This is a genomic window from Streptomyces sp. NPDC020983 (assembly GCF_044333485.1).
GTDB lineage: Bacteria > Actinomycetota > Actinomycetes > Streptomycetales > Streptomycetaceae > Actinacidiphila.
The window spans coordinates 198240-220453 of the sequence record NZ_JBIRRA010000002.1 but is presented as its reverse complement, the minus strand read 5'-3'; the positions used below and the strand labels follow the sequence as shown (position 1 = coordinate 220453).

At 77.2% G+C, this 22214-nt stretch carries 21 protein-coding genes; 9 read left to right on the top strand and 12 right to left on the bottom strand.

What is annotated here, in order from left to right:
• Window positions 1-149 precede the first annotated feature (149 nt).
• The 4 genes from ACH4SE_RS04415 to ACH4SE_RS04400 form a co-directional block, all read right to left on the bottom strand.
• Window positions 150-638 carry an SPW repeat protein gene (locus tag ACH4SE_RS04415; RefSeq protein ID WP_398541776.1) on the bottom strand — a complete coding sequence of 163 codons (489 nt, stop codon included), beginning with the start codon at window positions 636-638 and terminating at the stop codon, window positions 150-152.
• A 301-nt stretch (window positions 639-939) separates the two neighbouring features.
• Window positions 940-2079, bottom strand: coding sequence for an RNA polymerase sigma factor (locus ACH4SE_RS04410; RefSeq protein WP_398542135.1), 1140 nt, complete (start codon window positions 2077-2079; stop codon window positions 940-942).
• An 89-nt stretch (window positions 2080-2168) separates the two neighbouring features.
• Window positions 2169-2576: a YciI family protein gene (locus ACH4SE_RS04405; RefSeq protein WP_398541775.1), complete on the bottom strand. Its 408-nt coding sequence runs from the start codon at window positions 2574-2576 to the stop codon at window positions 2169-2171.
• A 93-nt stretch (window positions 2577-2669) separates the two neighbouring features.
• On the bottom strand, window positions 2670-3713 hold the full coding sequence (locus ACH4SE_RS04400) for a LysR family transcriptional regulator (RefSeq protein WP_398541774.1): 1044 nt from the start codon (window positions 3711-3713) through the stop codon (window positions 2670-2672).
• A 126-nt stretch (window positions 3714-3839) separates the two neighbouring features.
• Here ACH4SE_RS04400 and ACH4SE_RS04395 point away from each other — a divergent pair, with 126 nt between their 5' ends.
• From ACH4SE_RS04395 to ACH4SE_RS04375, 5 genes are all read left to right on the top strand, one after another.
• Entirely contained in the window at window positions 3840-4760 is a 921-nt protein-coding gene (locus ACH4SE_RS04395) for a zinc-binding dehydrogenase (RefSeq protein WP_398541773.1), read from the top strand.
• Between the two features lie 55 nt (window positions 4761-4815).
• Complete coding sequence (locus tag ACH4SE_RS04390) at window positions 4816-5265, top strand: nuclear transport factor 2 family protein (RefSeq protein ID WP_398541772.1); 450 nt, start codon at window positions 4816-4818, stop codon at window positions 5263-5265.
• A gap of 40 nt (window positions 5266-5305) precedes the next feature.
• Window positions 5306-6163 carry an SAM-dependent methyltransferase gene (locus ACH4SE_RS04385; RefSeq protein ID WP_398541771.1) on the top strand — a complete coding sequence of 286 codons (858 nt, stop codon included), beginning with the start codon at window positions 5306-5308 and terminating at the stop codon, window positions 6161-6163.
• Window positions 6164-6376: 213 nt separating this feature from the next.
• Complete coding sequence (locus ACH4SE_RS04380) at window positions 6377-8992, top strand: SCO7613 C-terminal domain-containing membrane protein (protein WP_398541770.1); 2616 nt, start codon at window positions 6377-6379, stop codon at window positions 8990-8992.
• A gap of 203 nt (window positions 8993-9195) precedes the next feature.
• On the top strand, window positions 9196-10362 hold the full coding sequence (locus ACH4SE_RS04375) for a hypothetical protein (RefSeq protein WP_398541769.1): 1167 nt from the start codon (window positions 9196-9198) through the stop codon (window positions 10360-10362).
• 54 nt (window positions 10363-10416) lie between these two features.
• Here ACH4SE_RS04375 and ACH4SE_RS04370 read toward each other — a convergent pair whose 3' ends face one another.
• Window positions 10417-11127, bottom strand: a complete 711-nt coding sequence (locus ACH4SE_RS04370) for an NADPH-dependent F420 reductase (RefSeq protein ID WP_398541768.1) — start codon at window positions 11125-11127, stop codon at window positions 10417-10419.
• A gap of 235 nt (window positions 11128-11362) precedes the next feature.
• Here ACH4SE_RS04370 and ACH4SE_RS04365 point away from each other — a divergent pair, with 235 nt between their 5' ends.
• Window positions 11363-11749, top strand: coding sequence for a winged helix-turn-helix transcriptional regulator (locus ACH4SE_RS04365; protein WP_398541767.1), 387 nt, complete (start codon window positions 11363-11365; stop codon window positions 11747-11749).
• Between the two features lie 10 nt (window positions 11750-11759).
• Here ACH4SE_RS04365 and ACH4SE_RS04360 read toward each other — a convergent pair whose 3' ends face one another.
• The 4 genes from ACH4SE_RS04360 to ACH4SE_RS04345 form a co-directional block, all read right to left on the bottom strand.
• On the bottom strand, window positions 11760-12647 hold the full coding sequence (locus ACH4SE_RS04360) for a RimK family alpha-L-glutamate ligase (RefSeq protein WP_398541766.1): 888 nt from the start codon (window positions 12645-12647) through the stop codon (window positions 11760-11762).
• Complete coding sequence (locus ACH4SE_RS04355; protein WP_398541765.1) at window positions 12644-13534, bottom strand: RimK family alpha-L-glutamate ligase; 891 nt, start codon at window positions 13532-13534, stop codon at window positions 12644-12646. Before ACH4SE_RS04355 ends, ACH4SE_RS04360 begins: the two co-directional genes overlap by 4 nt.
• A 200-nt stretch (window positions 13535-13734) precedes the next feature.
• Window positions 13735-14622, bottom strand: a complete 888-nt coding sequence (locus tag ACH4SE_RS04350) for an SDR family NAD(P)-dependent oxidoreductase (RefSeq protein WP_398541764.1) — start codon at window positions 14620-14622, stop codon at window positions 13735-13737.
• A gap of 445 nt (window positions 14623-15067) precedes the next feature.
• The gene (locus ACH4SE_RS04345) at window positions 15068-16426 is read right to left on the bottom strand and encodes a carboxylesterase family protein (RefSeq protein ID WP_398541763.1); all 1359 of its coding nucleotides are present in this window, start codon (window positions 16424-16426) and stop codon (window positions 15068-15070) included.
• A 363-nt stretch (window positions 16427-16789) separates the two neighbouring features.
• On the opposite strand from ACH4SE_RS04345, the gene ACH4SE_RS04340 reads away from it, so the two are divergent.
• Window positions 16790-17368: a TetR family transcriptional regulator gene (locus ACH4SE_RS04340; protein ID WP_398541762.1), complete on the top strand. Its 579-nt coding sequence runs from the start codon at window positions 16790-16792 to the stop codon at window positions 17366-17368.
• A gap of 31 nt (window positions 17369-17399) precedes the next feature.
• On the opposite strand, the gene ACH4SE_RS04335 is transcribed toward ACH4SE_RS04340, so the two are convergent.
• From ACH4SE_RS04335 to ACH4SE_RS04325, 3 genes are all read right to left on the bottom strand, one after another.
• Window positions 17400-17819, bottom strand: a complete 420-nt coding sequence (locus ACH4SE_RS04335) for a hypothetical protein (protein ID WP_398541761.1) — start codon at window positions 17817-17819, stop codon at window positions 17400-17402.
• Between the two features lie 125 nt (window positions 17820-17944).
• Window positions 17945-19204, bottom strand: coding sequence for a chitinase (locus tag ACH4SE_RS04330; RefSeq protein ID WP_398541760.1), 1260 nt, complete (start codon window positions 19202-19204; stop codon window positions 17945-17947).
• 213 nt (window positions 19205-19417) lie between these two features.
• Window positions 19418-20353: an alpha/beta hydrolase family protein gene (locus ACH4SE_RS04325; RefSeq protein ID WP_398541759.1), complete on the bottom strand. Its 936-nt coding sequence runs from the start codon at window positions 20351-20353 to the stop codon at window positions 19418-19420.
• Window positions 20354-20655: 302 nt separating this feature from the next.
• Between ACH4SE_RS04325 and ACH4SE_RS04320 the strand changes: the two genes are divergently transcribed.
• Both ACH4SE_RS04320 and ACH4SE_RS04315 read left to right on the top strand, forming a co-directional pair.
• Entirely contained in the window at window positions 20656-21174 is a 519-nt protein-coding gene (locus ACH4SE_RS04320) for a TetR/AcrR family transcriptional regulator (protein ID WP_398542134.1), read from the top strand.
• 123 nt (window positions 21175-21297) lie between these two features.
• The gene (locus ACH4SE_RS04315) at window positions 21298-22212 is read left to right on the top strand and encodes an SDR family oxidoreductase (RefSeq protein ID WP_398541758.1); all 915 of its coding nucleotides are present in this window, start codon (window positions 21298-21300) and stop codon (window positions 22210-22212) included.
• Window positions 22213-22214: the final 2 nt, after the last annotated feature.

The following is a 22214-nucleotide window of genomic DNA, read 5'->3' as shown; positions in this document are numbered from 1 at the left end:
ACCCCCGGGGGCGCGCGGGGGCCGCGTGAGGGGGGCGCCCCGCCCCGCGGGGCGCCCCCCCCCCCGGGGGGGGCCCCCCCCGCGGGGGGCCCCCCCCCCCGGGGGGGGGGGGCCCGGCCCGCCCCCCACGCCCCTCGGCGCTGCCGCGCTCAGCGGTGGGCGTTCGCGTTGCCGGCGCCCGCGGCACGGGCGCCGCGCTTGCGGCCGCCCAGCATGCCGAGCCCCATCGTGGCAAGCCCGAGCGCACAGGCGACACCTCCGACGATCGCGTTGTTGACGATCGTGTGGGTCGTGGCCGCGTTCGCCCCGGCGATCGCCCAGGGCGCGAGGATCGTCCACACGCCGATCGCGATCGCGCACCATCCCAGGCCCACCGTCCGCTCCAGCACGGAACCGAAACCCATCGCCAGGACGGCGAGCGCGATACCGGTGATCAGGTTGCTCACCTTCAGGCCGGTGAACCCGGTGAAGTTCACCACCCACGGCGAGATCGCGAGGTAGAGACCGGTCAACAGGCAGAGGCCCTCGATCAGCCCCGAGATCGGCTTCGCAGACGCCTCGGCGTAACGGCCGCGCAGGGCCATCAAGTCGGGATGGGTGTCGATCTGCGATGTCGAGTGAGTCGAATCGGTGGCCATTCCAGCCACCCCCTTCGCAGTGTGCGGAGTGCAGTTCGTTTCTGCCGACGGATGTCTCCGGGTCTCCGCCCCGAAGTGCCGCATCCATAACTCAGCGTAGGACCGGGGCGAGCAGGGTGGCCACTTATACGGGCCATACATTCGTAATGTTTTGCGCCGCTCACGCACGGTGTGTCCGGAACGACACCGCGCTACCCGTTTCGTCCTCCACTCCTCTACCCGTTTCCCGCCGTTCCTCCCCTTTTCGCCGCCCGCGGCCGCTCCCGCGTGCGGCCCTGCCCCGCGGCCGCCGCGGGAGGCGTCAACGGGCCTGGCCCAGCGCGGTGTTGAGGCGCGCGGCCTGGCGGGTCAGATGGTCGCGCTCCGGGACGGTGGCGGCCCGCCGGGCGGCCTCCGCGTAGAGGCGGGCCGCGGCGGGCAGGTCGCCGGCCCGCTCGTGGAGGTACGCGGCGGCGGCCGTGTGCCGGGGCAGGTCCGGGTCGAGCGCGCCGAGGGCGGCCAGGCCGGCGCGCGGCCCGTCCGCCTCGCCGACGGCGACCGCGCGGTTGAGGCGCACGACCGGGCTGCCGGTCAGCCGCTCCAGCTCGTCGTACCACTCCACGATCTGCACCCAGTCCGTCTCCTCCGCGGCCGGCGCGTCCGCGTGCAGGGCCGCGATCGCCGCCTGCGCCTGGAACTCGCCGAGCCGGTCGCGGGCCAGCGCCCGCTGGAGGACCGCGACGCCCTCGGCGATCGCGGCGGTGTCCCAGCGGCCGCGGTCCTGCTCGGCGAGCGGCACGAGCGCGCCGTCCGGCCCGGTACGTGACGCCCGCCGGGCGTGGTGCAGCAGCATCAGCGCGAGCAGGCCCGCGACCTCCGGGTGGTCGAACGCGGCGGCCAGCTGCCGGGTGAGCCGGATCGCCTCGGCGGCGAGGTCGACGTCGCCGGAGTAGCCCTCGTTGAACACCAGGTAGAGCGTGCGCAGCACGGTGCCGGGATCGCCCGGCCGGTCCAGCCGCAGGCCCGAGACGGTGCGCTTGGCGCGGCTGATCCGCTGCGCCATGGTCGCCTCGGGCACGAGGTAGGCGCGGGCGATCTGCCGGGTGGTGAGCCCGCCGACCGCGCGCAGCGTGAGCGCCACCGCCGAGGACGGGCTCAGCGAGGGGTGGGCGCACAGGAAGTACAGCCGCAGCGTGTCGTCCGCACCGGGCGCGGGCCCCGGCGGCGGCTCCCGGTCCACCCGCTCCTCCCGGCGGCGCCGCGCCCCCTCGGCCCGCGTGGCGTCGAGGAAGCGCCGCCAGGCGACGGTGACGAGCCACCCCTGCGGATCGCGCGGCTGCCCGCCGGGCCAGACGCGTACGGCCTCCACGAGCGCGTCCTGCACGGCGTCCTCGGCCGAGGCGAAGTCCGCCCCGCGCCGGACGAGGACGGCGAGGGTGTGCGGGGTGAGGCTGCGGAGCAGGGCCTCGTCGAGGGGGGCCGGCGCCCCGCCGGACGCCGGGCCGCCGGGCGCGGAGCGGGGCCCGGCGGCCGGGTGGTCGTCGTGCACCGTCACTCCGTGATCGTGGGCGGCTCGGACATGAAGGGGCGCAGCTCCAGCCACTCGTGGATCGGCCGCCCGCCCGCGCCCGGGGCCGCGGACAGCTCACCGGCCAGCTCGACGGCACGCTCGTAGGTGTCGACGTCGATCACCATCCAGCCCGCGATGAGGTCCTTCGTCTCCGCGAACGGCCCGTCGGTGACCGGCGGGCGCCCCTCGCCGCCGTACTGCACCCAGGTGCCCTCGGGCGCGAGCGCCTGCGCGTCGACGAATTCGCCCGTCTCCTCCAGCCGCGCCGCGAAGTCCCGCATGAACTGGATGTGCGCGGTGACCTCCTCGGGCGTCCACCGGTCCATGCAGATGTCGTTGACCGGCGCCGGAGCACCCCGGTAGTGCTTGAGCAGCAGGTACTTGGCCATGGTGGTCTCCTCCGTGCGGTGCGGCCCATTCTGGCCGCCTTCACTGGGGGGACGGAGCCGCGCCGCGGTTCTCGACACCGCCCGCGGAGGAATTCAGAATTTTTTCTCCGCGCCGTCCGCGGGCGGTGCGAGCTGCGCGTGGTCGGCGTCCGGGAGCCAGTCGCGGCCGGGGACGTGGTCGAGCCAGCGGCGGCTCCGGGCCGCCGCGCCGAACGCCGCCAGCAGGGCGTCCAGCAGCGGGTGGCGCGGGGTGTCGCGCCAGGCCAGGGACCAGGCGTAGAGCGGTGTCGGGCGGGTGAGCGGGACCGACCGCAGCCCGGCACCGGAGGGCAGGGGCGCGTCCGCGGGCACGAGCGTGAAGGACCGCGGGTCGGCGCGCAGGTGCTGGGCGAGGTGGTCGGGGCCGAGGTTCGGGCCGCTCTGCCGGCGGGTGATGCCGAATTCGTCGGCGAAGCGGCGCAGGAAATCCAGCCGGGGCAGCTCCGCCGGGGCCCACAGGACGCTGTCGCGCAGGTCGGCGGGCCGCAGCTCGGCCGCCCCGGCGAGCGGGTGCGCGGCGCTGACCACCGCGTCGACCGGCTCCAGCCGTACGAGCCGGTGGGCCAGCCCCCGGTCCCTGCCGTCCGGCAGCGGGTGGACCCGCCCGAACCCGGCGTCGGCCGCCCCGCTCAGCAGCGCCTCCGCGACCGAGGGCCAGTCCCTTCCGGGCCCCGGCTCCAGCCGCAGCGCGGGGCTCGCCGCGGCCGCGGCTTCGGCGGCGTGCGCGACCGTGCGCATGGGGGCGTAGAGGTGGCCCCAGACGTCGAGGCGCAGCGCCTGCCGCTCCCCGCGCACCGCGGCCACCGCCCGCTCCCCCGCCGCCAGCGCCTCCCGCGCGGCGGGCGCGAACCGCTCCCCGGCGTCCGTGAGCCGGGTCCGCCGGGCGCCGCCGTCGCGGTCGAAGAGGCGGGCGCCGAGCACCGACTCGAGGCGGGCGACGCGTTTGGAGAGGGCCTGCTGGGAGATGCCGAGCCGGGCGGCGGCCTGCCCGAAGTGCAGCGTCTCGGCGGTCACGGCGAAGGCCCGCACCTGGGCGAGGTCGAGATCGAGGGCGGGATCGAGATCGGGGGCGGAAGTGGGGTCGGGGGCCGCGTCCATGGCCCTGACCGTAGCCGACAACCCCTGGTTGTCGGAGAAGCCGGCAGGTTGTTGGCCGGAGCGGTGGGATGGGCACCGGCCGCCGGGAGCGGCGCACAGCAGGACACGACGAGGAGGCATGTCGAGATGAAGGCCCTCATACCGACCGGGGACGCCGCGGAACCCGTCGCACCCGCCGAGGTGCCCGAGCCCGTACCGGGGCCCGGCGAGGCGCTGGTGAAGGTCGAGGCCTTCTCCGTCAACCGCGGCGAGACGTTCAAGCTGGAGGCCCCCGCGCCCGGCGACCGCCCCGGCAAGGACATCGCCGGCCTCGTCGTGCAGCCCGCCGCGGACGGCACCGGCCCCGCGGGCTTCGCCCGGGTCGTCGGCCACCCGATGGGCGGCGGCTGGGCGGAGTTCGCGGCCGTCCCCACCACGGCGCTCGCCGTGCTCCCCGACGCCGTCAGCACCCTCCAGGCCGCCGCCCTCCCCCTGGCCGGCCTCACCGCCCTCCGCCTGCTGCGGGCCGCCGGCCCCGTACCCGGCCGCCGCGTCCTGCTCACCGGCGCGTCCGGCGGTGTCGGCCACTACGTCACGGAGCTGGCGGCCGCCGCCGGGGCCGAGGTCACCGCCGTCACCCGGGACGCCGCACGCGGGGCGCGGCTGCGGGAGCTGGGCGCCGCCGAGATCGTCCACGACGTGGCCGACGCCGTCGGCCCGTACGACGTCGTCCTCGAATCCACCGGCGGCACCGCCTTCCCCGCCGCCCTCGCCCGGCTCGCCCGGCGCGGCACCCTCGTGTGGTTCGGCCAGGCCAGCCGGACCCCCGTGACGCTCGACTTCTTCGACTTCTTCGCCGGCCCCGAATCGGCGGTCATCCGCCACTTCCACTACCTCGACGCCGGTACTCCGCTCGACGCGGACCTCGCCGCGCTCGTCCGCCTCACCGCCGGCGGCCGGCTGCACCCGGAGATCGGCCGGGTGGCCGACTGGGCGGACACCGCGGCCACCCTCACCGACCTGCGGGAACGCCGCATCCGCGGCAAGGCCGTCCTGACGGTGTCCTAAAGCTGCTTCCCCGTTCTTCCCCTCCCTCATTGCGTACGCGAAAGGTTCCAGTGCCGTGAACGAGACCCCGCAGACCCCGCTCACCGACCCCCGCGCGGTCGTGATCCGCTACGTCGAGGCCGTACGCGACGGCGACCTCGACACCATCCGCGAGAGCTTCGCGCCCGACGCGACCTGGCACTACCCCGGCTCGCTGCCGACGTCGAAGATCTGGCGGGGCCGGGACGCGATCGTCAACGACTTCCTCGGCAGCATGGGCACGGTCTTCGTACCCGGCACGGTCCGGATCGAGCTCGTCAGCACGATCGCGGAAGGCGAGCGCGTCGTCGCCGAATGGACGTCGAAGGCGCAGACGGTGCACGGCGCCGCGTACGACAACCGGTGCGTCGGGATCTACACCGTGCGGGAGGGGCGGATCACGTCGGTGATCGAGTACGCGGACACCCACCACGTGGCGGCCACGCTCTTCCCGCCGCAGGCGGCGCAGGCGGAGGCGGCGCGGTAATTGGGGTGCGGGGCGCGGCGGCGGTGCCTAGGTTCGCCGGATGACGTCATCCGAGCAGACACCGCAGGAGCGCGCGGCCGCGCAGGGGCCGGAACCCACGGGGGATCCGGCCCCTGCGGGCGTCCCCCGTACGGGCGGCGGCGAGGACGGGCCGCCGCGGCTGACCGGGCTGACCTTCCACGGGCCGGTCGGCGAGGCGCGGGCCGCCCGCTGGGTGGACCGGCTCGCGCCGGTCCTGGCGGCCGCGCCGGGAGGCGGCCGCGTCCTCGACATCGGGTGCGGATGGGGAGAGCTGATGCTGCGGCTCCTGGCCGCGGCCCCGCAGGCACACGGCACCGGCCTGGACCTCAACACCGCGGACCTCGCGCGGGGCCGCGCCGAGGCGGCGGCCCGGGGGCTCGCCCCCCGCGTCGACTTCGTCGAGGCCGACGCGTCGGCGGCCGCGCACGAGCCCGCCGACGTCGTCCTCTGCCTCGGCGCGAGCCACGCCCTCGCCGAGGACACGGCGCAGGCCCTGGCCGCGCTGCGCCGCCGGGTGCGCCCCGGCGGGCGCGTACTCCTCGGCGAGGGCTTCTGGGAACGCGAGCCCACCCCCGCGGAGCTGGCGGCGTCCTGGCCGGGCGCCGCCGCCACCGACCACACGGACCTCGCGACCCTCGTCGACACCGCCGTGGCAGCCGGTTTCCGCCCCGTCCGGGTCGAGTCCGCGGACCGCGCGGAATGGGACGACTTCGAGTCCGGCTACCTCGCCGACGCCGAGGTCTGGCTCGCCACCCACCCCGCCCACCCCGACGCCCCCGCCACCCGCGCCCGCCTCGACGCCCACCGCTCCACCTGGCTCCGCGGCTACCGCCACTGCCTCGGCATCGCCTACCTGACCCTCATCCCCTCGTCCTGACGCTCGCGGGTGCGACCTCCCGAGGGGCGGCGGCGGCCGTCACCGGGGGATAGAACAGCACGGCCGACCCGCCGCCCGTGGCCCGGCGGCGACGGCAGCTCCCGGCGGGCGGGCGCCGCCGAGGCCACCGATGTCGCCCCCGCCCACCGCCACCGGCGCGGTTTGAGTACCCGTACTCATGCCGCCCCGCGCCCTCGCGCACAGACTCGGCTCATGGAACTCGACCGCTGCCCCGACTGCGGCCGGCCGCTGGTCCCGCCCGGCGCCGGGGGCTGGGCGTGCCCGTGGTGCGGATTGCCGCTCGACGGGGGCGAGGCGGCGGAACTGGCCGTCATCGGGGCGGAGTTGCGCAGCCTCGGGGAGCGGCAGGCGGTGCTCGCGCAGCGCCGGGCGGTGCTGCTCGCGACGCTGCGGGGGCGGCGGGCGGGGGCCGCGGCTCCGCAGGTCCCCGCGCCGGCCCAGGACGTGGCGGCGCGGTCGGCGCAGACGGTGCTGCTCACGCTGGGCGGCTCGCTGCTCACCCTCGCGGGCCTGGTGTTCACGCTCGTGGGCTGGGGACGTTTCGGCATCGGGGCCCGCGCCGCCGTCCTGGCGGCGCTGACGCTCGCGGTGCTGGCCGCGCCCTTCCCGCTGCGGCGCCGCGCGCTCGGCGCCACCGCGGAGACCGCCTCCGCGGTGGGCCTCGCACTGGTGCTGCTCGACGCCCACGCCGCCCGGGCCGCGGGCCTCGCGGGGCTCGACGGCGTCCGGGCGTACGGCTACTGGGCCGTGGTCACCGCCCTGGCCGCGGCGGGCGCGGCGGCGTACGCGCGGCTCAGCCGTTCGGTGCTGCTGCCGTACGCCGCGCTCGTGCTGCTCCAGCTGCCCGCCCCGCTCATCGCGGGCCTCGCGCACGCGCACGCCACGGGTCTGGCGTACGCCCTGCTCGCGGGCGCGGCCGCGGACCTCGCGGTGGCGGCGCGGCTGCGGGCGCGCGTCCCGGGGTTGTTCGCGGCCGGCGCGGCAGCGGTGGGGACGGCGGCGGCGGGACTCCTCGCGGGGGCGGCCGCGTATTCCTCCGGCTCCTACGGCCCGGCGCTGCGCGCCTGCGTCCCGCTGCTGCTCGCCGCCGCGCTGGGCCTGGCGGCGGCGGGCCTGCGCACCGCCGCCCCGCACGCGCGGGCGGGGGCCGCGGCGCTCGCGGGCCTGGCGCTGCTGGCCGCCGCCGCAGCCGCCCCGCACCTCGCGCTGCCGCGCCCGTGGCTCGCGTGCGCGTGGGCGGTCCCGGCGGCGCTGCTGGCGGCGGTGGCCTTCGCGCTGCCGCCGCGCCGCGGCCACGGACCCGTGGCCCTCGGACTGTCGGCGGCCGGCGCGTTCGTGCTGGCCGCCGCAGGCGTGTCCGTCCTTCCGGACCTGTTCCGCGCACTCATCGAACCTCTGCGCGGGGCGCCGGACTTCCCCGGGACGTGGCATGTCACCGGAACCGTCGCGACAGTCGCCGCGCTACTGGCGGCTGTCGCGGCGGGAGCGGCCGTGCGGTTCCGCACGGCGGCGCTGCCGCTGGGGTGCGGGGCCGCGGTGTCCGCGGTGGCTGCGGCGGTGACCGCCCCGGTCGCGGCGGGCGCGCCGTACGCGCTGACGGTGGCAATCCCGGCGGCCCTGGCCCTGACCGCGGCGGCAGCCCTCGTCCGGGCCGAGCTGCTGGCGCCACCACCCCCGCCCGGGGGCCCCGCGGTCCCGGCAGCCGGGGGAGGCTCCCCGGCCCTGCCCGCGCCGGGCGCACCCCCGCACCCGCCCGTACCGCCCGTACCGGCACCCCACCCGGCACCGTCCGGCTCCCCACGCCCCACCCCACCGGCACCCCACCCGCCGTACCCGTCCGCCGCCGCTCGCCCGGCGGGTTCCGCCGGGGTCGTCCGCGCCGCCGCGCTGGGTGTGCTGGTCGCCGCGGGGGGCGTCGCGCTCGGGTGGTCGCTCGTGCGGGACGCCGCGGCGCTCGCCGTGTGGGGCGCCGCGGCGGTGGTCGCGGGCGGCATGGTCGCGGTGCGGCGCTTCGCCCTCCCGGCGGGCGTGGCCGCCGTCGGCGCGCTCGGGTACGAGGCCGCGCGGGCCGCGCACGCCGCCGGGCTGCCGGTGCACCTCGCCGCGTTCGCGGTGCTGGGGGTCGCGCTGGCGACCGTTCCGGCGGCCGTGTACGCCGGGCCGGGGGTCGAGAACGCCGGGTACGTGCTCGGCGCGGTGGCGGTCGCGGCGGCCGCCGGGCACCCGCAGCAGCTGAGCCTCGCGCTGGCTCTGGCCGGTGCGGGCGCCGCCGGGGCGGCGCTGCGCCCGGAACGCCGCCGGGCCGCCTCGTCCGCGGCCGCGGCGCTGCTGAGCGCCTCGCTGTGGGTGCGGCTCGCCCTCGCGGGCGTGCACGCGCCGGAGCCGTACACCGTGGGGCCGTCCGCGGTGCTCCTCGTGCTCGGGCGTCTGCGGCGCCGCCGCGAACCGTCGCTCGGCTCCTGGTCCGCGTACGGGCTGGGGCTGGGGGCGGCCCTGCTGCCGAGCCTGGCCGCGGTGTGGGCCCATCCGTCCGGGCCGCGCCCGCTGCTGCTGGGCGCCGCCGCGCTCGCGGTGACCTTGCTGGGCGCCCGCCACCGCCTCCGGGCCCCGCTCCTCGCGGGCGCCCTCGTCCTCCTGGCCGACGCCGCCCACGAACTCGCCCCGCCCGTCGTCCGGTCCCTCGGCCACCTCCCCCGCTGGGCCCCCGTCGCCGTCGCCGGCGCCCTCCTCGTGCTCGCGGGTGCCACCTACGAACGCCGTCTCGCCGAGGCGCGCCGTCTCCGCTCGGCCTTCCGCTCCCTGCGCTGACCCCCTCCGCCGGGCGCGCCCGCAGCCGGGGGAGCGGCGCGCGGGCGTCCTGGAGGAGGACGAGGGGGCCCGCGGCGGCGCGCCGTATGGCTCAACCGCGCCGCGGCGCACGGCCCGTAGGATGCGGGCCGGGGGGCGTGGCAGCGGCGCGGCGCGTGCGGGCTGCCGCCTGCCGTTCCCGACGAGAGCGAGAGCCACGTGCTGTGCTGACGGCAGCGGGTCGACCGGCGCGGCAGCGGTGGACGGCACGGTCCGGAGGCGGCGGAGGCGGCCTGCTCGCCGCCTTGTCCGCGTATGCCGCGGTGCGCGCGGCGGCCCTGGTGGCGCTGGCCGTGTGGTCGTCGGCGAAGGGCACGAGCGCGCTGGTGCTGCTGTCCCGGCGCTGGGACTCGCTCTGGTACGTGCGCGTCGTCGACCGCGGCTACGGCTACGTCCTGGTCGCGCCGGACGGCCGGCGGCTGTCGGACCTGGCGTTCTTCCCGCTGCTGCCGTGGCTGGAGCGGTCGGTGGCGTGGCTGACGGGCTTCGCGGCACCGGACGCCGGGCTGCTGGTGTCGGCGGTGGCCTCGCTCGCGGCGGCCGCGGGCATCCACGCGGTGGTGCGGCGCAGCGTCCCGGACCGCCCCGGCGTGGCGGTCGCCGCCGTCGTGCTGTGGGCGGCGCTGCCTGTGGGGATCGTGCAGTCGATACCGTACAGCGAGTCGCTGTTCACCGCGCTCGCGGCGTGGTCGCTGTGGTGCGCGCTGGAGGGGCGGTGGATCGCCGCGGGTCTGCTCGCCTCCGCCGCCGGGCTGACGCGTCCGGTCGGGCTCGCCGTCGCGGGCGCCGTGCTGGTGGCCGCGGGGGCGGCGGCACGCCGCGGCGGGGTGTCGGCGCGGCTGGTGGCCGGTGCGGTGCTGGCGCCGGCCGGGGCGGCCGCGTACGTGCTGTGGGTGGGCGCCCGGCGCGGCAGCCTGTTCGGCTACCTGGACGTGCAGCACGGGTGGGGCAACGGCTTCGACGGCGGGGCCGCCTTCGCCCGCTTCGTCTGGGGCCTCGCCGCGCGCCCGCCGTACGTGGCCGGGCCGCTGCTGGCGGCGGGGGTCGCCGTGCTGCTGTGGGGCTATGCGCGCGGCTTCCGTGAGGGCGGGCCGCGGCTGCCCCCGCCCGTGCAGGTCTACACGGGGGTCGTGCTCGCGCTGGCGCTGTGCTCGTCGGGCTACTTCGGCTCGAAGCCGCGGCTGCTGATGCCGGCTTTCGGCGTGCTGGTGCCGGTGGCGGCGGCGCTGGAGCGGCTGCCGGTGCGGTGGTGTGCGGCGGTGCTGGCGGCGTGCGGGCTGGGGGCGGCGGTGTACGGGGCGTTCTGGCTGAACGGCTCGGGGCCGCCGTGACGCCCGCGCGGCCGGTACCGTCCCCCCTTCCCGGTGCCGGCCGCACGGACGGGCTCAGGCCCCCGCGGCTGCCGCCGTCCCCCCGCGGGCGATGTGGAAGTTGAAGTCGGGGTGGCCGATCACCCCGTACAGCCGCAGCCAGACCGGCAGCAGCATCTCGGTGCCGCGCGCGGTGGCGATCCCGCCGAGGTCGATGACGCTCGCGGACGGCCAGCCGAAGGACTCCAGCAGGGCGGTGACCGCCTTCTTCGCGTCCGCGTCGTCGCCGGAGACGAAGACGGTGTGCGCACCGGGCACCCGGGCCGGGTCGGCCATGACGGCGGCGTTCATCGTGTTGAGCGTCTTGACGACCTTCGCCTCGGGGAAGGCCCGCTGGATCTGCTCGCCGAGGCTGTCGGTGTTGACGGGGTCGAGGGCCGGCGGGGCGCCGTGCGAGAAGTCCAGCGGGTTGGCGACGTCGACGAGGGTCTTCCCGGCGAGGTTCGCGGCGCCGGCGGCGGTCAGCACGCCGAGGCTCGCGGCGCCGGAGCTGGCGTTGACGACGGTTTCGGCGCCTGCGGCGGCGTCGGCGAAGGTCGCGAGGGCGACGCCCGGGTGCGCCGACTGCCATGCGGCGAAGGGCGCGTTGCCGTAGGCGTCGGTGCCGGTGCGGGCGAGGGTGGCGCCCGGGTCGCGGGTGCCGACGACGGCCTCGTGGCCGAGGCCGGCGAGCCGGGCGGCGAGGGTCCGGCCGACGCTTCCGGTGCCGAGCACTGCGTAGCGCATGACGTTTCCGCTTCCTGTTCGGTCGTGGGAGAGAGGGGTGGCGGTGCCGCGGCGCCGTGTCCCGGGCACGGGTACGGGCGGGGGCGGTCGCGCCCGGGGGCTGCAACTCCCCTGCGGCGGGCCGCGCTCGGCCACCCCTGGACCGTAAGCTTCCTGGGATTCCGCTGACCAGTACGCACTTTCGGGTGCCTGTCGACGACCGCCGGGCACCTCCGGCCCCGGAGGAGGCGCCACCATGCCCGCCGACACGGACACCGACGGCCTGCCCGAGATTCCCGTCCCCGACGTCCTCAACCCGTACTGCGGGTCGCGCCAGGTGCTGGAGCTGGTCTCCGACAAGTGGAGCGCGCTGATCCTGTTCCTGCTGGGGCACCGCCCGCACCGGCACGCCGAACTGATGCGCGCGGTGGGCGGGATCAGCCAGAAGATGCTCACCCAGACGCTGCGCTCGCTGGAGGCGGACGGGCTGGTGCACCGGGAGGCCTTCCCGGTCGTGCCGCCGCACGTCGAATATTCGCTGACCGCGCTGGGGGAGTCGCTGTCCCCGCTGCTACACGCGCTGTGCCGGTGGGCCGAGGTCCACTACGCCGACATCGAGGCGGCGCGGGCCGCGTCCCGGTGAGCCGCGGGGCTCACGCCCAGGGGCCGCCGCAGGCCGCGGCCGTCCAGCCGCCCGCGCCGCGCAGGACGAGCGCGGCGAGCGCCTCGGGGGCGCCCGGCCGGCCGCGCAGGCCGGGGAAGGCGTTGACGTCCACGACGACGGGCCCCCCGGGGGTGGCGACGACGTCCACCCCGTAGACCTCCAGGCCGAAGGCGGCTCCGGTGCGGCGGACCAGGTCCCGCCAGGCGGGCGGCAGAGGTGCGGGCGCGGGGCCGGTGCCGGCGGTGGGCGCGGCGAGTTCGGAACGGCGGCGGCCGGCGAAGACGTGCGGTCCGATGGCGTAGAGCTTGTGGTCCCAGCCGGAGTTGGGCAGGAAGTCCTGGACGACGTACGGCTCCTGGCCTGCGGTGGCCGCGAAGTCCCGCAGGGCGGAGGCGTCTTCCAGCAGGACGACGGTGTCGGCCTTGCGGCTGTGCCGGCTCTTGACGACGACCGGCCCGTTCCCGGCCTCCCCGGCGGCGAGTTCGGCGGGGGAGGCGTAGCGGCGGGTCGCGGCGAAGGGCAGCCCGGCGCGCAGGGCGTCGGCGGCCATCACGGCACGGTCCTGGCAGCGTTCCGTCGCGGCGGCGGAGTTGACGACCCGCGCCCCCTCGGCCTCCAGCGCGTGGGCCAGTTCCAGGGCCTGCGGTGTACGGGACTTGAGCAGGTAGACGTCTGCGGCGGTGCCTGGCGGGCGGGGGGCCGCCGGGTCCAGTACCTCGACGCTCGCGCCGCCCCCCGCCAGCAGCGCGGCGGCCTCGGCGAGCAGCGGGTGGCCGGGGTCGGGCGTGACGAGCCCGACCCGCAGCGGCCGCCGCACCAGCGGCGCCGGGCCGGGCGCAGCGGCGAGCGGGCCGCGCCCGCCGGGGGCGCGGCTCACGGCACCGTGACGGCCGCGGCGGCCGGGGCGGGAGCGGGGACGGGCGGGACCAGCGGCGGCACGGGCGGGACCGGGCGCTGGTCGCGGGCCAGGCCGAGGACGGCCGCGGCGACCCGCGCGGCGGCGTCCGGGACCCGCCGGAAGCTCGGGAAGTCGTTGACGTCGACGACGACGGGGCCGTCCGGTGCGAGGAGGACGTCGAGGCCGTAGAGGTCGAGCCCGTAGACCGCCCCGGCCCGCGCCGCGATCGCGGCGACCTCCCGCGGCAGCGGCACCCGGCGTTCGCGGTGCGGCAGGTCGGGGTGCAGCGGGGAGCGCCGCTCGGTGGCGTAGAAGTCGTCGCCGATGCAGTAGACCTTCATGTCCACGCCGGAGTTGGGCACGTACGGCTGTGCGATGAGCAGGCCCTCGCCGCGCAGTTCCGGGGCGAGGGCGGTGAGGACGGCGGGCGTCGCGACGAGGTGCACGGCGCGTCCCGCGCTGCCGTCGGCGGGCTTGACGACCAGCGGGTAGTCCGACTCCGGTATCTCGGCCAGCAGTTCGGGCCGGGCGGCGGCGTAGGTCGGCGGCATCGGGATCCCGCCCGCGCGGCCGATCGCGGCGGCCAGCGCCTTGTCCCGCACCCCGCGGATGGCCCGCGCGTCGTTGACGGTGGTGAGCCCGGCGCGGGCGGCGGCCTCCAGCAGGGTGAGGCCGGGGCCGCCGGAGACGGTCTTGAGCACCCAGGCGTCGTGCGCGGCCGAGTGCAGGAGGTCGGTCATCCGCAGCAGCGAGCCGCCCGGCCGCAGGACGTCCACCTGGTGGCCCCACGCGGCGAGTTGCCGGATCACCTCCACCGGCATCCCGTCGTGGCGGTAGGTCTCCTCCACCAGAAAGCACAGCCTCATGGGTCCCCCCTCTCCCCGCCCTTCCGGGCCGTCCTTCCGACGGTGCCCGGCGGGGCGTGAAGGTCACAGGATGCCACGCGTCCCCGGGGCCGGACCGGGCGGCGTCAACCGCGCCCGTGTGACGCGTGGCTGACGGCCCGGCGTACGGTTCCGCGGGGCGCGGTGAAGGGCCCGCGGGCGGGTGGCGCGGCGCCCCGGCGTCAGCGGGACTGCCCCAGCGGGTCGATCTGCCCGGCCGTCGCGCCGTCCGCGGCCGTGGATTCGCTCAGCTCCCGCCACCGCTCGTCCGACGCGAGCAGCGCGCGGCCCGCGGCCGTGGCGTAGGCGTAGGCGTCCGGTCCGGCGAGCAGCCGCAGCGGCGGTTCGCCGAGGCCGATGACCTCCAGGACCAGCCGGGCGACCTTCGCCGGGTCGCTGGCGCCGGCGGCCTGTGAGGAGTGCATCCGCGCCATCGCGCCGACCGTCTCCTGGTACTCGGGCCGTACGGGGTCGATCCGCATCGACGAACCGGCCCAGTCGGTGCTCATGCCGCCGGGTTCGACGACGGTCACCTTGATGCCGAGCGGGGCGACCTCGGCGGCCAGCACCGACGAGAAGCCGCCGACCGCCCACTTGGCCGACTGGTACGCCCCGAGCCCGGGGATCGCGAGCCGCCCGCCGACCGAGGAGATCTGCACGATGTGCCCGGCGCGCTGCTCGCGCATGACCGGCAGCGCGGCCTGCGTGAGCCGGACGACGCCGAAGAGGTTGGTGTCGACCTGGGCGCGGAAGTCCTCGAAGCCGACGTCCTCGACGGAGGCGACGTTCGCGTACCCGGCGTTGTTGACCAGCACGTCGAGCCGCCCGAAGCGGTCGACGGCGGTACGGACCGCGGCCCGCGCCGCCTCGCCGTCGGTGACGTCCAGCCCGGTCACGACGAGCCGCTCGCCGTACGCGGCGGCGAGGTCGTCGAGCGCGCCGGGCTTGCGCACCCCGGCGACGACGCGGTGCCCGGCGGCCAGCGCGGCCGCCGCGATCTCCCGGCCGAGGCCGCGCGAGGCGCCGCTGACCAGGAGGACGAGGGGGGTGGTGGTGCTCTGCTCCAGCATGGAGCTCTCCTTACTAACTGGTTGATTAGCTACCCCCATGGAACTCCGCCGGGAGCGCGTTGTCAACTGATCGGTTAGTTGACAGATGCCTACCGCGCCTCCGCCGGCCGCGGCCGGACGCCCGCGGCCGCCGGACGACGGTGCCGCACCTCCCGCACCCGCCCGGGCCCGGCGGCGGTGTCCGCGGCGCGCGGGAAGCGGCCCCCCCCCCGCCCGGCGGGACCGCACGCACCCGGCGGCGCAGCGGCCGGGCAGCGCTGCCGTTCCCTGACGAAGAGCGTCGTCCGCCCGGGGGGCGGCGGTGTCTGGTGCGTGCGAGGGCACGGCGGAGGGAGCAGAGCGCTGAGGGCACCTCCTGCCGGAGGCAGGGCCGCGCCGGGCACCGACAACGCGGCAGGCGGGCGTGCCAGGCGCCGCCGGGCGGACGGGATGTGTCGGACACGCCTTAGGCGAAGGCTCTGACCTGCGGGTACGCGGGCCACCCCGGATCGCCGGTGTGGACGAAGGCGGCCCACGCGCCCTGGACCTCCGCGGTCAGGCGGCGCAGGTCCGCCGGGTCGGCGCCCGCGAGCATGGGCGCCGGGCGCCACGCGGGGCGGTCCGCGCCGAAGACGAAGGGCAGCTCGATGCAGTGGCAGGGGCCGAACGGGCTGCCGGGCGGGGCCCAGTCGAAGCGGTAGGCGCGGGCGGTGGCCGCGCGAGCCGCGAGGCGGAGGGTGCCGTCCGTGAAGCTGCGGGCGGTGACCCCGGCGAGCACGCCGGGGGGCTCGCCGGGGAAGAAGGCCCGCGCCTCGTCCCGGGCGGTGCCGACCAGCAGCGGCACGTCCGTGCGGGCGGCGCCGAGCAGGTCGGCGGGCAGGCCCCCCGCCGCGACGAGCTGGAGCGGCGGCGTCACCGACAGCCCCCCGCCCCGCTCCCGCGCCAGCGCCTGCTGGGCGCCGAGCAGCTCCCCCACCCCGAGCCCGCGGAGCCCGGCGAGAACACCGCCTGCGCCCGCCCCTTCCCCGCCGGGCTCCGGGGACGCCCCCGCCGGGCCGCTCGCGGCGGGTCCCCCGTCCTCCGCGCCGGGCGCCGGGGACGCCAGGTCCGCCAGGTCCGCCAGCCGGCGGGTGTGGGAGGCCGCCCGCTCCGCGGTGTGGGGCGGGACGCCCGCCGGGGGGCTCTGGAGGATGGCGCGCGCGAAGAGGCCGCGGGCCGCGGGGTGGGCGAGGAGTGCGAGGGCGGAGAGGGCGCCCGCCGACTGGCCGGCGAGGGTGACGCGGGAGGGGTCGCCGCCGAAGGCGGGCGCCGAGTCGCGCACCCAGCGCAGGGCGGCGAGCTGGTCGAGCAGGCCGGGGTTGACGGCCGCCGCCTCCGGGCCGAAGTAGGCGTAGCCGAAGGCACCCAGCCGGTAGTTGACGGTCACGACGACCATCCGCCCGCGCGCGGCGAGCTGCGCCCCGGCGTAGAAGTCCTCGCCGCCGGAACCGCTGGAGAAGCCGCCGCCGTGCAGCCACACCAGGACGGGCAGACCGGTGCCGCCCTCGCCGTGCACGTCGGGCGTCCAGACGTTCACGGTGTGGCAGTCCTCGCTCTGCGCGAGCCCGCCGCCGGGTCCCGTGACGGGCGCGAGCCGCGAGGGCGGCTGCGGCGCGGCGGGCCCGGGCGCCTCCGCCTCCCGCACCCCCGTCCAGCCGGGCGCGTCCCGCGGCGCCGCGAACCGCCCGGCCACGGCGTAGGGCACCCCGCGGTAGGCGGCGGTCCCGTCCTCGGCCGTCCCCCGCAGCACCCCGTGCGCCGTACGTACGGCGGGACGGTCGGTCATCGCACACCTCCGGGGTGGACACGGGACGGGCGCGGGCGTCCCGGGTACGGGCGCGGGGCGGCCGGTCCACGGCCACGGCACCGTGCGGCCGGGTCCACGCGCGGAGCGAGCCCCGCGGCGGGTTCCCGGCGCACCCGGCACCGCGCCGCGCAGGGCGGGAGCCCGGCCGGGGCGGGTGCGGCGCGACGCCGGAGCGGGACCGGCACGAGCCCGGGACCACCCCGCGCGGGGCCGCGGCAGGCTCGGCACGGGCGCCCGGCCCTCCCCCCATTCTTCTGTCCCGGCCGCCCCGGGGCATCCGCTGGGCGCGCGTCCCGCCGCCTCCCCTGGGTCAACTGTCCGGTTAGTTGATACGCTGGCCGGATGACCAAGGACGTCCCCGCCCGCGACGCCGAGGCGACGCGGCGCCGCCTGCTGGACGCGGCGACCGCCGAATTCGCCGCGTACGGCATCGCGGGCGCCCGCGTCGACCGCATCGCGGCGGAGGCCCGCAGCAACAAGGCGCAGATCTACCACTACTACGGCAGCAAGGACGGCCTCTTCGACGCCGTCTTCGACGAGATGTGCCGGCAGACGCTCGACGCCGTCCCGCTCGACCCGGCGAACCTGCCCGAGTACGCGGGCCGCCTGCACGACTCCTACGCCGAGCGCCCGTGGGTCCAGCGCCTCGCGACCTGGTACCGCCTGGAGCGGGCGGGCAGCGGCGTGGAGCTGCCGGTCGTCGCGGAGAGCACCCGCGCGAAGATCCGCGCCGTCGAGGAGGCCCAGCGCGAGGGCGTCCTGCCCGCCCGCTACTCCCCCTCCGAGCTGCTCGGCCTGGTCCTGCACCTGTCCGGCTTCTGGAGCAGCAACGTCCCGGAGTACGACGCGGTGTCCGCCGCGACGTCCGCGGCCCGCCGCCGCGAGGTCGTCGTGACGGCGGTGGCCGCCCTGCTCGGCTGACGCCTCGCGGCGCCCCGCGGCCGCCGCGTCCTCAGGGCGCGGGCGGGACGGCGGGCGGGGAGGGTTCGCCCGCGACGACGAGGTGGTGGCGGGCGTCCGCGCGGTAGCGCACCGGGAGCGTCCAGCCCGCCTGGGGCAGCGCGGTGATCGGGAACGTGTGGGCGGCCTCGGCCTCGAACACCTCGCCGCCGGGCGGGGTCACGGCGAGGGTCAGGTCCAGCGTGACCGTGCCGTCGTTGCGCACCCGGCGCGGGGAGAGCCTCACGATCTCGGCCGTGGCGGCGACCCCGCGCGTCAGGGTCCGGTTGCGGCTCGCGCTGTCGGAGGCCGCGGCTGCGGCGCCGATGAGCATGACCGCGCCGATGGCGCCGAAGATGTAGTAGGCGGGCGTGTTGTCCACATGGCCCGTGCAGTTCATCTGATGGCAGTTGGCCGCCAGTTGAGCGAGCATCGCGTCCCCCTCGTTCAACGTCCCGGCACCATCATGGCCCTGCCGGGCCGGACCGGGGGCGCCGATCGGCCCGGCCCCGGGAGCGGGGGCCGGGCCGGGGACGTGCGGGCCGGGAAGGGGCCGGTTCAGCAGGCGCCGAGGTCCTGCCAGACGCCCCATTCGCCGGTGGTGCCGGGCTCCTCGCCCTGCGTCCACCACTTGGCCTGCCAGGTGTGGCCCTTCCAGGACACCCGGTTGCCGCCGGTGTAGACCGCCGACGAACTCCACGCGGCCACCGTGCAGCTGCCGCTGCCGCCGGTCGCCGAACCGCCGGTGGTGGTGGTGCCGGCGGTCGTGCCCGACGTCGTACCCGTCGTCGTGCCGGAGGACGTTCCGCCCGTGGTGGTGCCGCCGCTCGTGCCGCCGGAACCGCCCGCGTACTTCAGGAAGACGTCGGTGAACTGGAGCGTGTTCTGGCTGATCTGGCTGCACGTGGACAGCGAGTTGGCGCCGCCGCCGCACGCCTGGTCGCGGGTGACGGCCCAGAAGGCGAGGCGGCCCACGCCGTGCTGCTCGGCGAAGGACTCGACGGTCTGGGCGTCGGCGAGGGTGAAGGTGGAGCCGTCGTCGTTCTTGCCGATCATCGGCGTGATGCCGAGGTTGGCGTAGGTGTAGCCGGAGTCGACCGACTGCATCTGGGACAGCGTGGCCTGGGCCGCGGCGACAGAGCCCTGGCCCATCTCGGTGCCGGTGCCCGTGTAGTAGTCCATCGTCATGATGTTGACGACGTCGATCCTGACGCCCGCGGTCTTGGCGGCCTTGACGATGTTGACGCCGTCGGCCGTGAGCCCGCTCGCGAGGACGGGCAGCGTCACGGAGAACTGGAGGCCGGGATTGGACGCCTTGAGCGTCTTCATCGCCTGCATCTGGCGCGCGGCGGCCGCGGTGTCGGCGACGGCGGCGCCCTCGATGTCGAAGTCGAGCTGGGTGACCCCGTACGTGGTGATCAGGGCCTGGTAGCCCGACACGATCGAGCTCTGTGTGGAGCAGGTCCAGGCGAGCGGCAGGCCGCTGGCGCCGCCGGAGGAGATGATGACGGACGCGCCCTCGGACTTCGCCTTCGCGATCAGCGGGTCGGTGAAGGAGTCGTTGCCGATGGGGAGGGTGTCGCCCCAGATCTGGTTGCAGCCGCTGCCCAGCACGAAGGCCGCGGTGTAGGCCTTGAGCCCGTGGCCGGTGACGGCCTGGTCGAGCAGGCCCTCCTGGCTGTTGGACATGTCGACGTAGGGGGCGACGGCGTAGGTGCCGGTCGCCGCGGCGTTGCCGGCGGGGGCCGCGGCGAGGACCGCGCCGGCGGTGGCGAGGGCGAGCGCGGCGGCGGAGGCCATCCGTGTGACAAGGTGCATGTAAGCCCCTCGGACGTGAAGTGGTGGGGGGGAATGCATCTCGGGCCCGAGTTGGTACATACCAAAGCGCGCGCGGGTGTACCGCGTCAAGAGGACTAGACCAACTCCCTCACCTACGGCGTCCGTTCCGCTCCCCCGCCGGGCGACGCCGCCCGCCCGCGGCCGCGCGACGCGGCCCGCGGGCGAGGTCACCGCGGCGGGCTCCCGGTGCGGTCAGACGGAAGCACCGGCGGGCTTGCTGCGCAACTCCCCGAGCGGGGTCAGGCTTTCGGCGTCCGGCACCGCGGCGTCCCAGGCGGGGCCGGCGGGGTCGAGGGCGCTGCGGAGGTAGGCGGTGCTGAGCCGCCTCACGAGGCCGACGCGGGCCGGGCTCTCGTCCGTGGTCTCCGCGGCCTCGTAACCCGGGATCCCGCCGAGCGAGTGCTCCGCCCCGTGGAGCGTGAGCAGGCTCTTCGGGCCGGGGCTGTGCGTGTAGCCGTCCGTGAACCAGTCCGGCCCGCGGGTGGTGAGGGGGGACACGTCCCTGTCCCCCGCGACGATCAGGGCCGGTGCGCCCATCGTCGCGAACGAGGGCCGCATGAAGGGGAAGTGCTCGGCCGCGAGCGGCGTCGGCGCGTCCCCGAGCCCGGCGAGCGCGAGCAGCACCCCGGCCCGCACCCGCCCGTCCGTCATGTCCTCACCGGGCACCCCGTCCGCACCGAGCACCCGGGCCCCGAGCAGTGCGCTCGCCGTCTGCGCGCCCCACGAGTGCCCGGCGACCGCGATCCGCCCCCGGTCCACCCGCCCCCGCAGCCCGGGCACGGCGGCCTCGACGGCGTCGAGTGCGTCCAGGACCCGCACGAGGTCCTCGATCCGTATCCGCCAGATGTGCGGCGTACGGGGGTCACCGGCGGGCACGCCGAGGGTGCGCGAGTCCAGGTGCGTCGGCTGCACGACGACGAAGCCGTGCGCGGCCCAGTGCTCGGCGAGCGGCGCGTAGCCGTGCAGGGAGCTGCCGAAGCCGTGCGAGAAGAGGAGGAGGGGCAGGGGGCCGTCCCCGCCGTCGGCGGGTGCGGAGACCCGCACCTGGAGGTCCGTCCCGCGCCCGGGAGCCGGTACGGCGACGGGCCAGGCGGAGACGACGGGGGCGGGGGTGGAGGAGTGGTCCATGGGAGGGCCTTCCGCGGGTGCGGGGCGGCGGCCGGCCGCCGGTAACGTGCTGTGTGACGATGGACGAAGCGGAACGTTGTTCCGATTCGACGATACGGAACACGGTTCCGCTTTGCAAGGCCGCCGCGCGCCGGCGCGTGCGGCCGACCGCAGGAGAGGAGCGCCGACGCGTGCGCGACACCAGCCCGGGACCGTCGACGGCCCCCACCACCACCGGGACGGCCGGGACCGCCTCGGCGACGCCCGCCGGGACCGGCGGGGGTGCGGGCAGGCGGAAGGACGCGCGGCGGAATCAGCAGGCGCTGCTGGAGGCCGCGGGAGAGGCGTTCGTCGCGGCCGGGGTGGACGCGCCCGTACGGGACATCGCCGCGCGGGCGGGGGTCGGGGTCGGGACGATCTACCGGCACTTCCCCACCCGCGCCGACCTCGTCATCGCCGTCTACCGGCACCAGGTGGACGCCTGCGCCGAGGCCGGGCCCGCGCTGCTCGCCGACGCGCCCACACCGCACGACGCGCTCGCCCGGTGGGTGGACCTCTTCGTCGACTTCCTGGTCACCAAGCACGGGCTCGCCGCCGCGATGCAGGGCGACGGCGCCGGTTTCGCGGCGCTGCACGCGTACTTCCTCGACCGGCTCGTCCCCGTCTGCGAGGCCCTGCTCGGCGCCGCCACCGCCGCCGGGCAGATCCGCGCGGGGGACGTGGACGGCTACCACCTCCTGCGGGGCATCGGGAACCTGTGCATCGGGGCGGAGTCCGATCCCCGCTACGACGCCCGGCGGCTGGTGAAGGTCCTGGTCGCGGGGCTGCGGCAGCCGGACTGAGGACGGCGGCGGGCGTACGGGCGGTCCCGCGGGCGCGGAACCGGCCCTGCGCCCCCGCGCTGCGCGGCACACTGGCGGAACGGCCGCGCGGCACCGGAGTCCGACCCGTCACACGGAGGCATCATGACGACGCACACACCCCCGCTGGCGGGCCGCGTGGCCCTGGTCGCGGGCGGAACGCGCGGGGGCGGCCGCGGCATCGCCGTCCAGCTCGGCGCCGCCGGCGCGACCGTGTACGTCACCGGCCGCAGCAGCGCCACCGCCGGGCGCTCACCGATGGACCGGCCCGAGACCGTGGAGGAGACCGCAGAGCTGGTCACCGCCGCGGGCGGCACGGGCATCGCCGTCCGCACCGACCACAGCAGCCCGGACGACGTGCGCGCGCTCGTCGGCCGGATCGCCGTCGAGCAGCACGGACGGCTCGACATCCTGGTCAACTGCATATGGGGCGGCGACCCGTTGACCGACTGGGAGCGCCCGCTGTGGCAGCAGGACCTCGACACCGGGCTGCGGCTGCTGCGGCAGGCGGTGGAGACGCACGTGATCACCAGCCGCTACGCCCTGCCGATGCTCGTCGCCCGCGGCAGCGGCCTCGTCGTGGAGGTGACCGACGGCAACACCGCCCGCTACCGCGGCTCGTTCTTCTACGACCTCGCCAAATCGGCCGTCATCCGCCTCGCCGTCGCCCAGGCGGAGGAGCTGCGCCCGCACGGCGTCGCCGCACTGGCCGTCACCCCGGGCTTCCTGCGCTCGGAGGCGCTGCTGGAGCACTTCGGGGTGACGGAGGCCAACTGGCGCGAGGGCGCCGCCAAGGACCCGAACTTCGCGTACTCCGAGAGCCCCGCCTACCTCGGCCGGGCCGTCGCCGCGCTCGCCGCGGACCCGGACGTCATGGCCAAGTCGGGCCGTGCGCTGGCCACATGGGGGCTGTACGGGGAGTACGGCTTCACCGACGCGGACGGCACCCAGCCGGACTGGGGCGCGCACTGGGCCGCCGAGCTGGAGGCCGAACACGGGCCGCTGGGCGCGGCGTTGTGAGG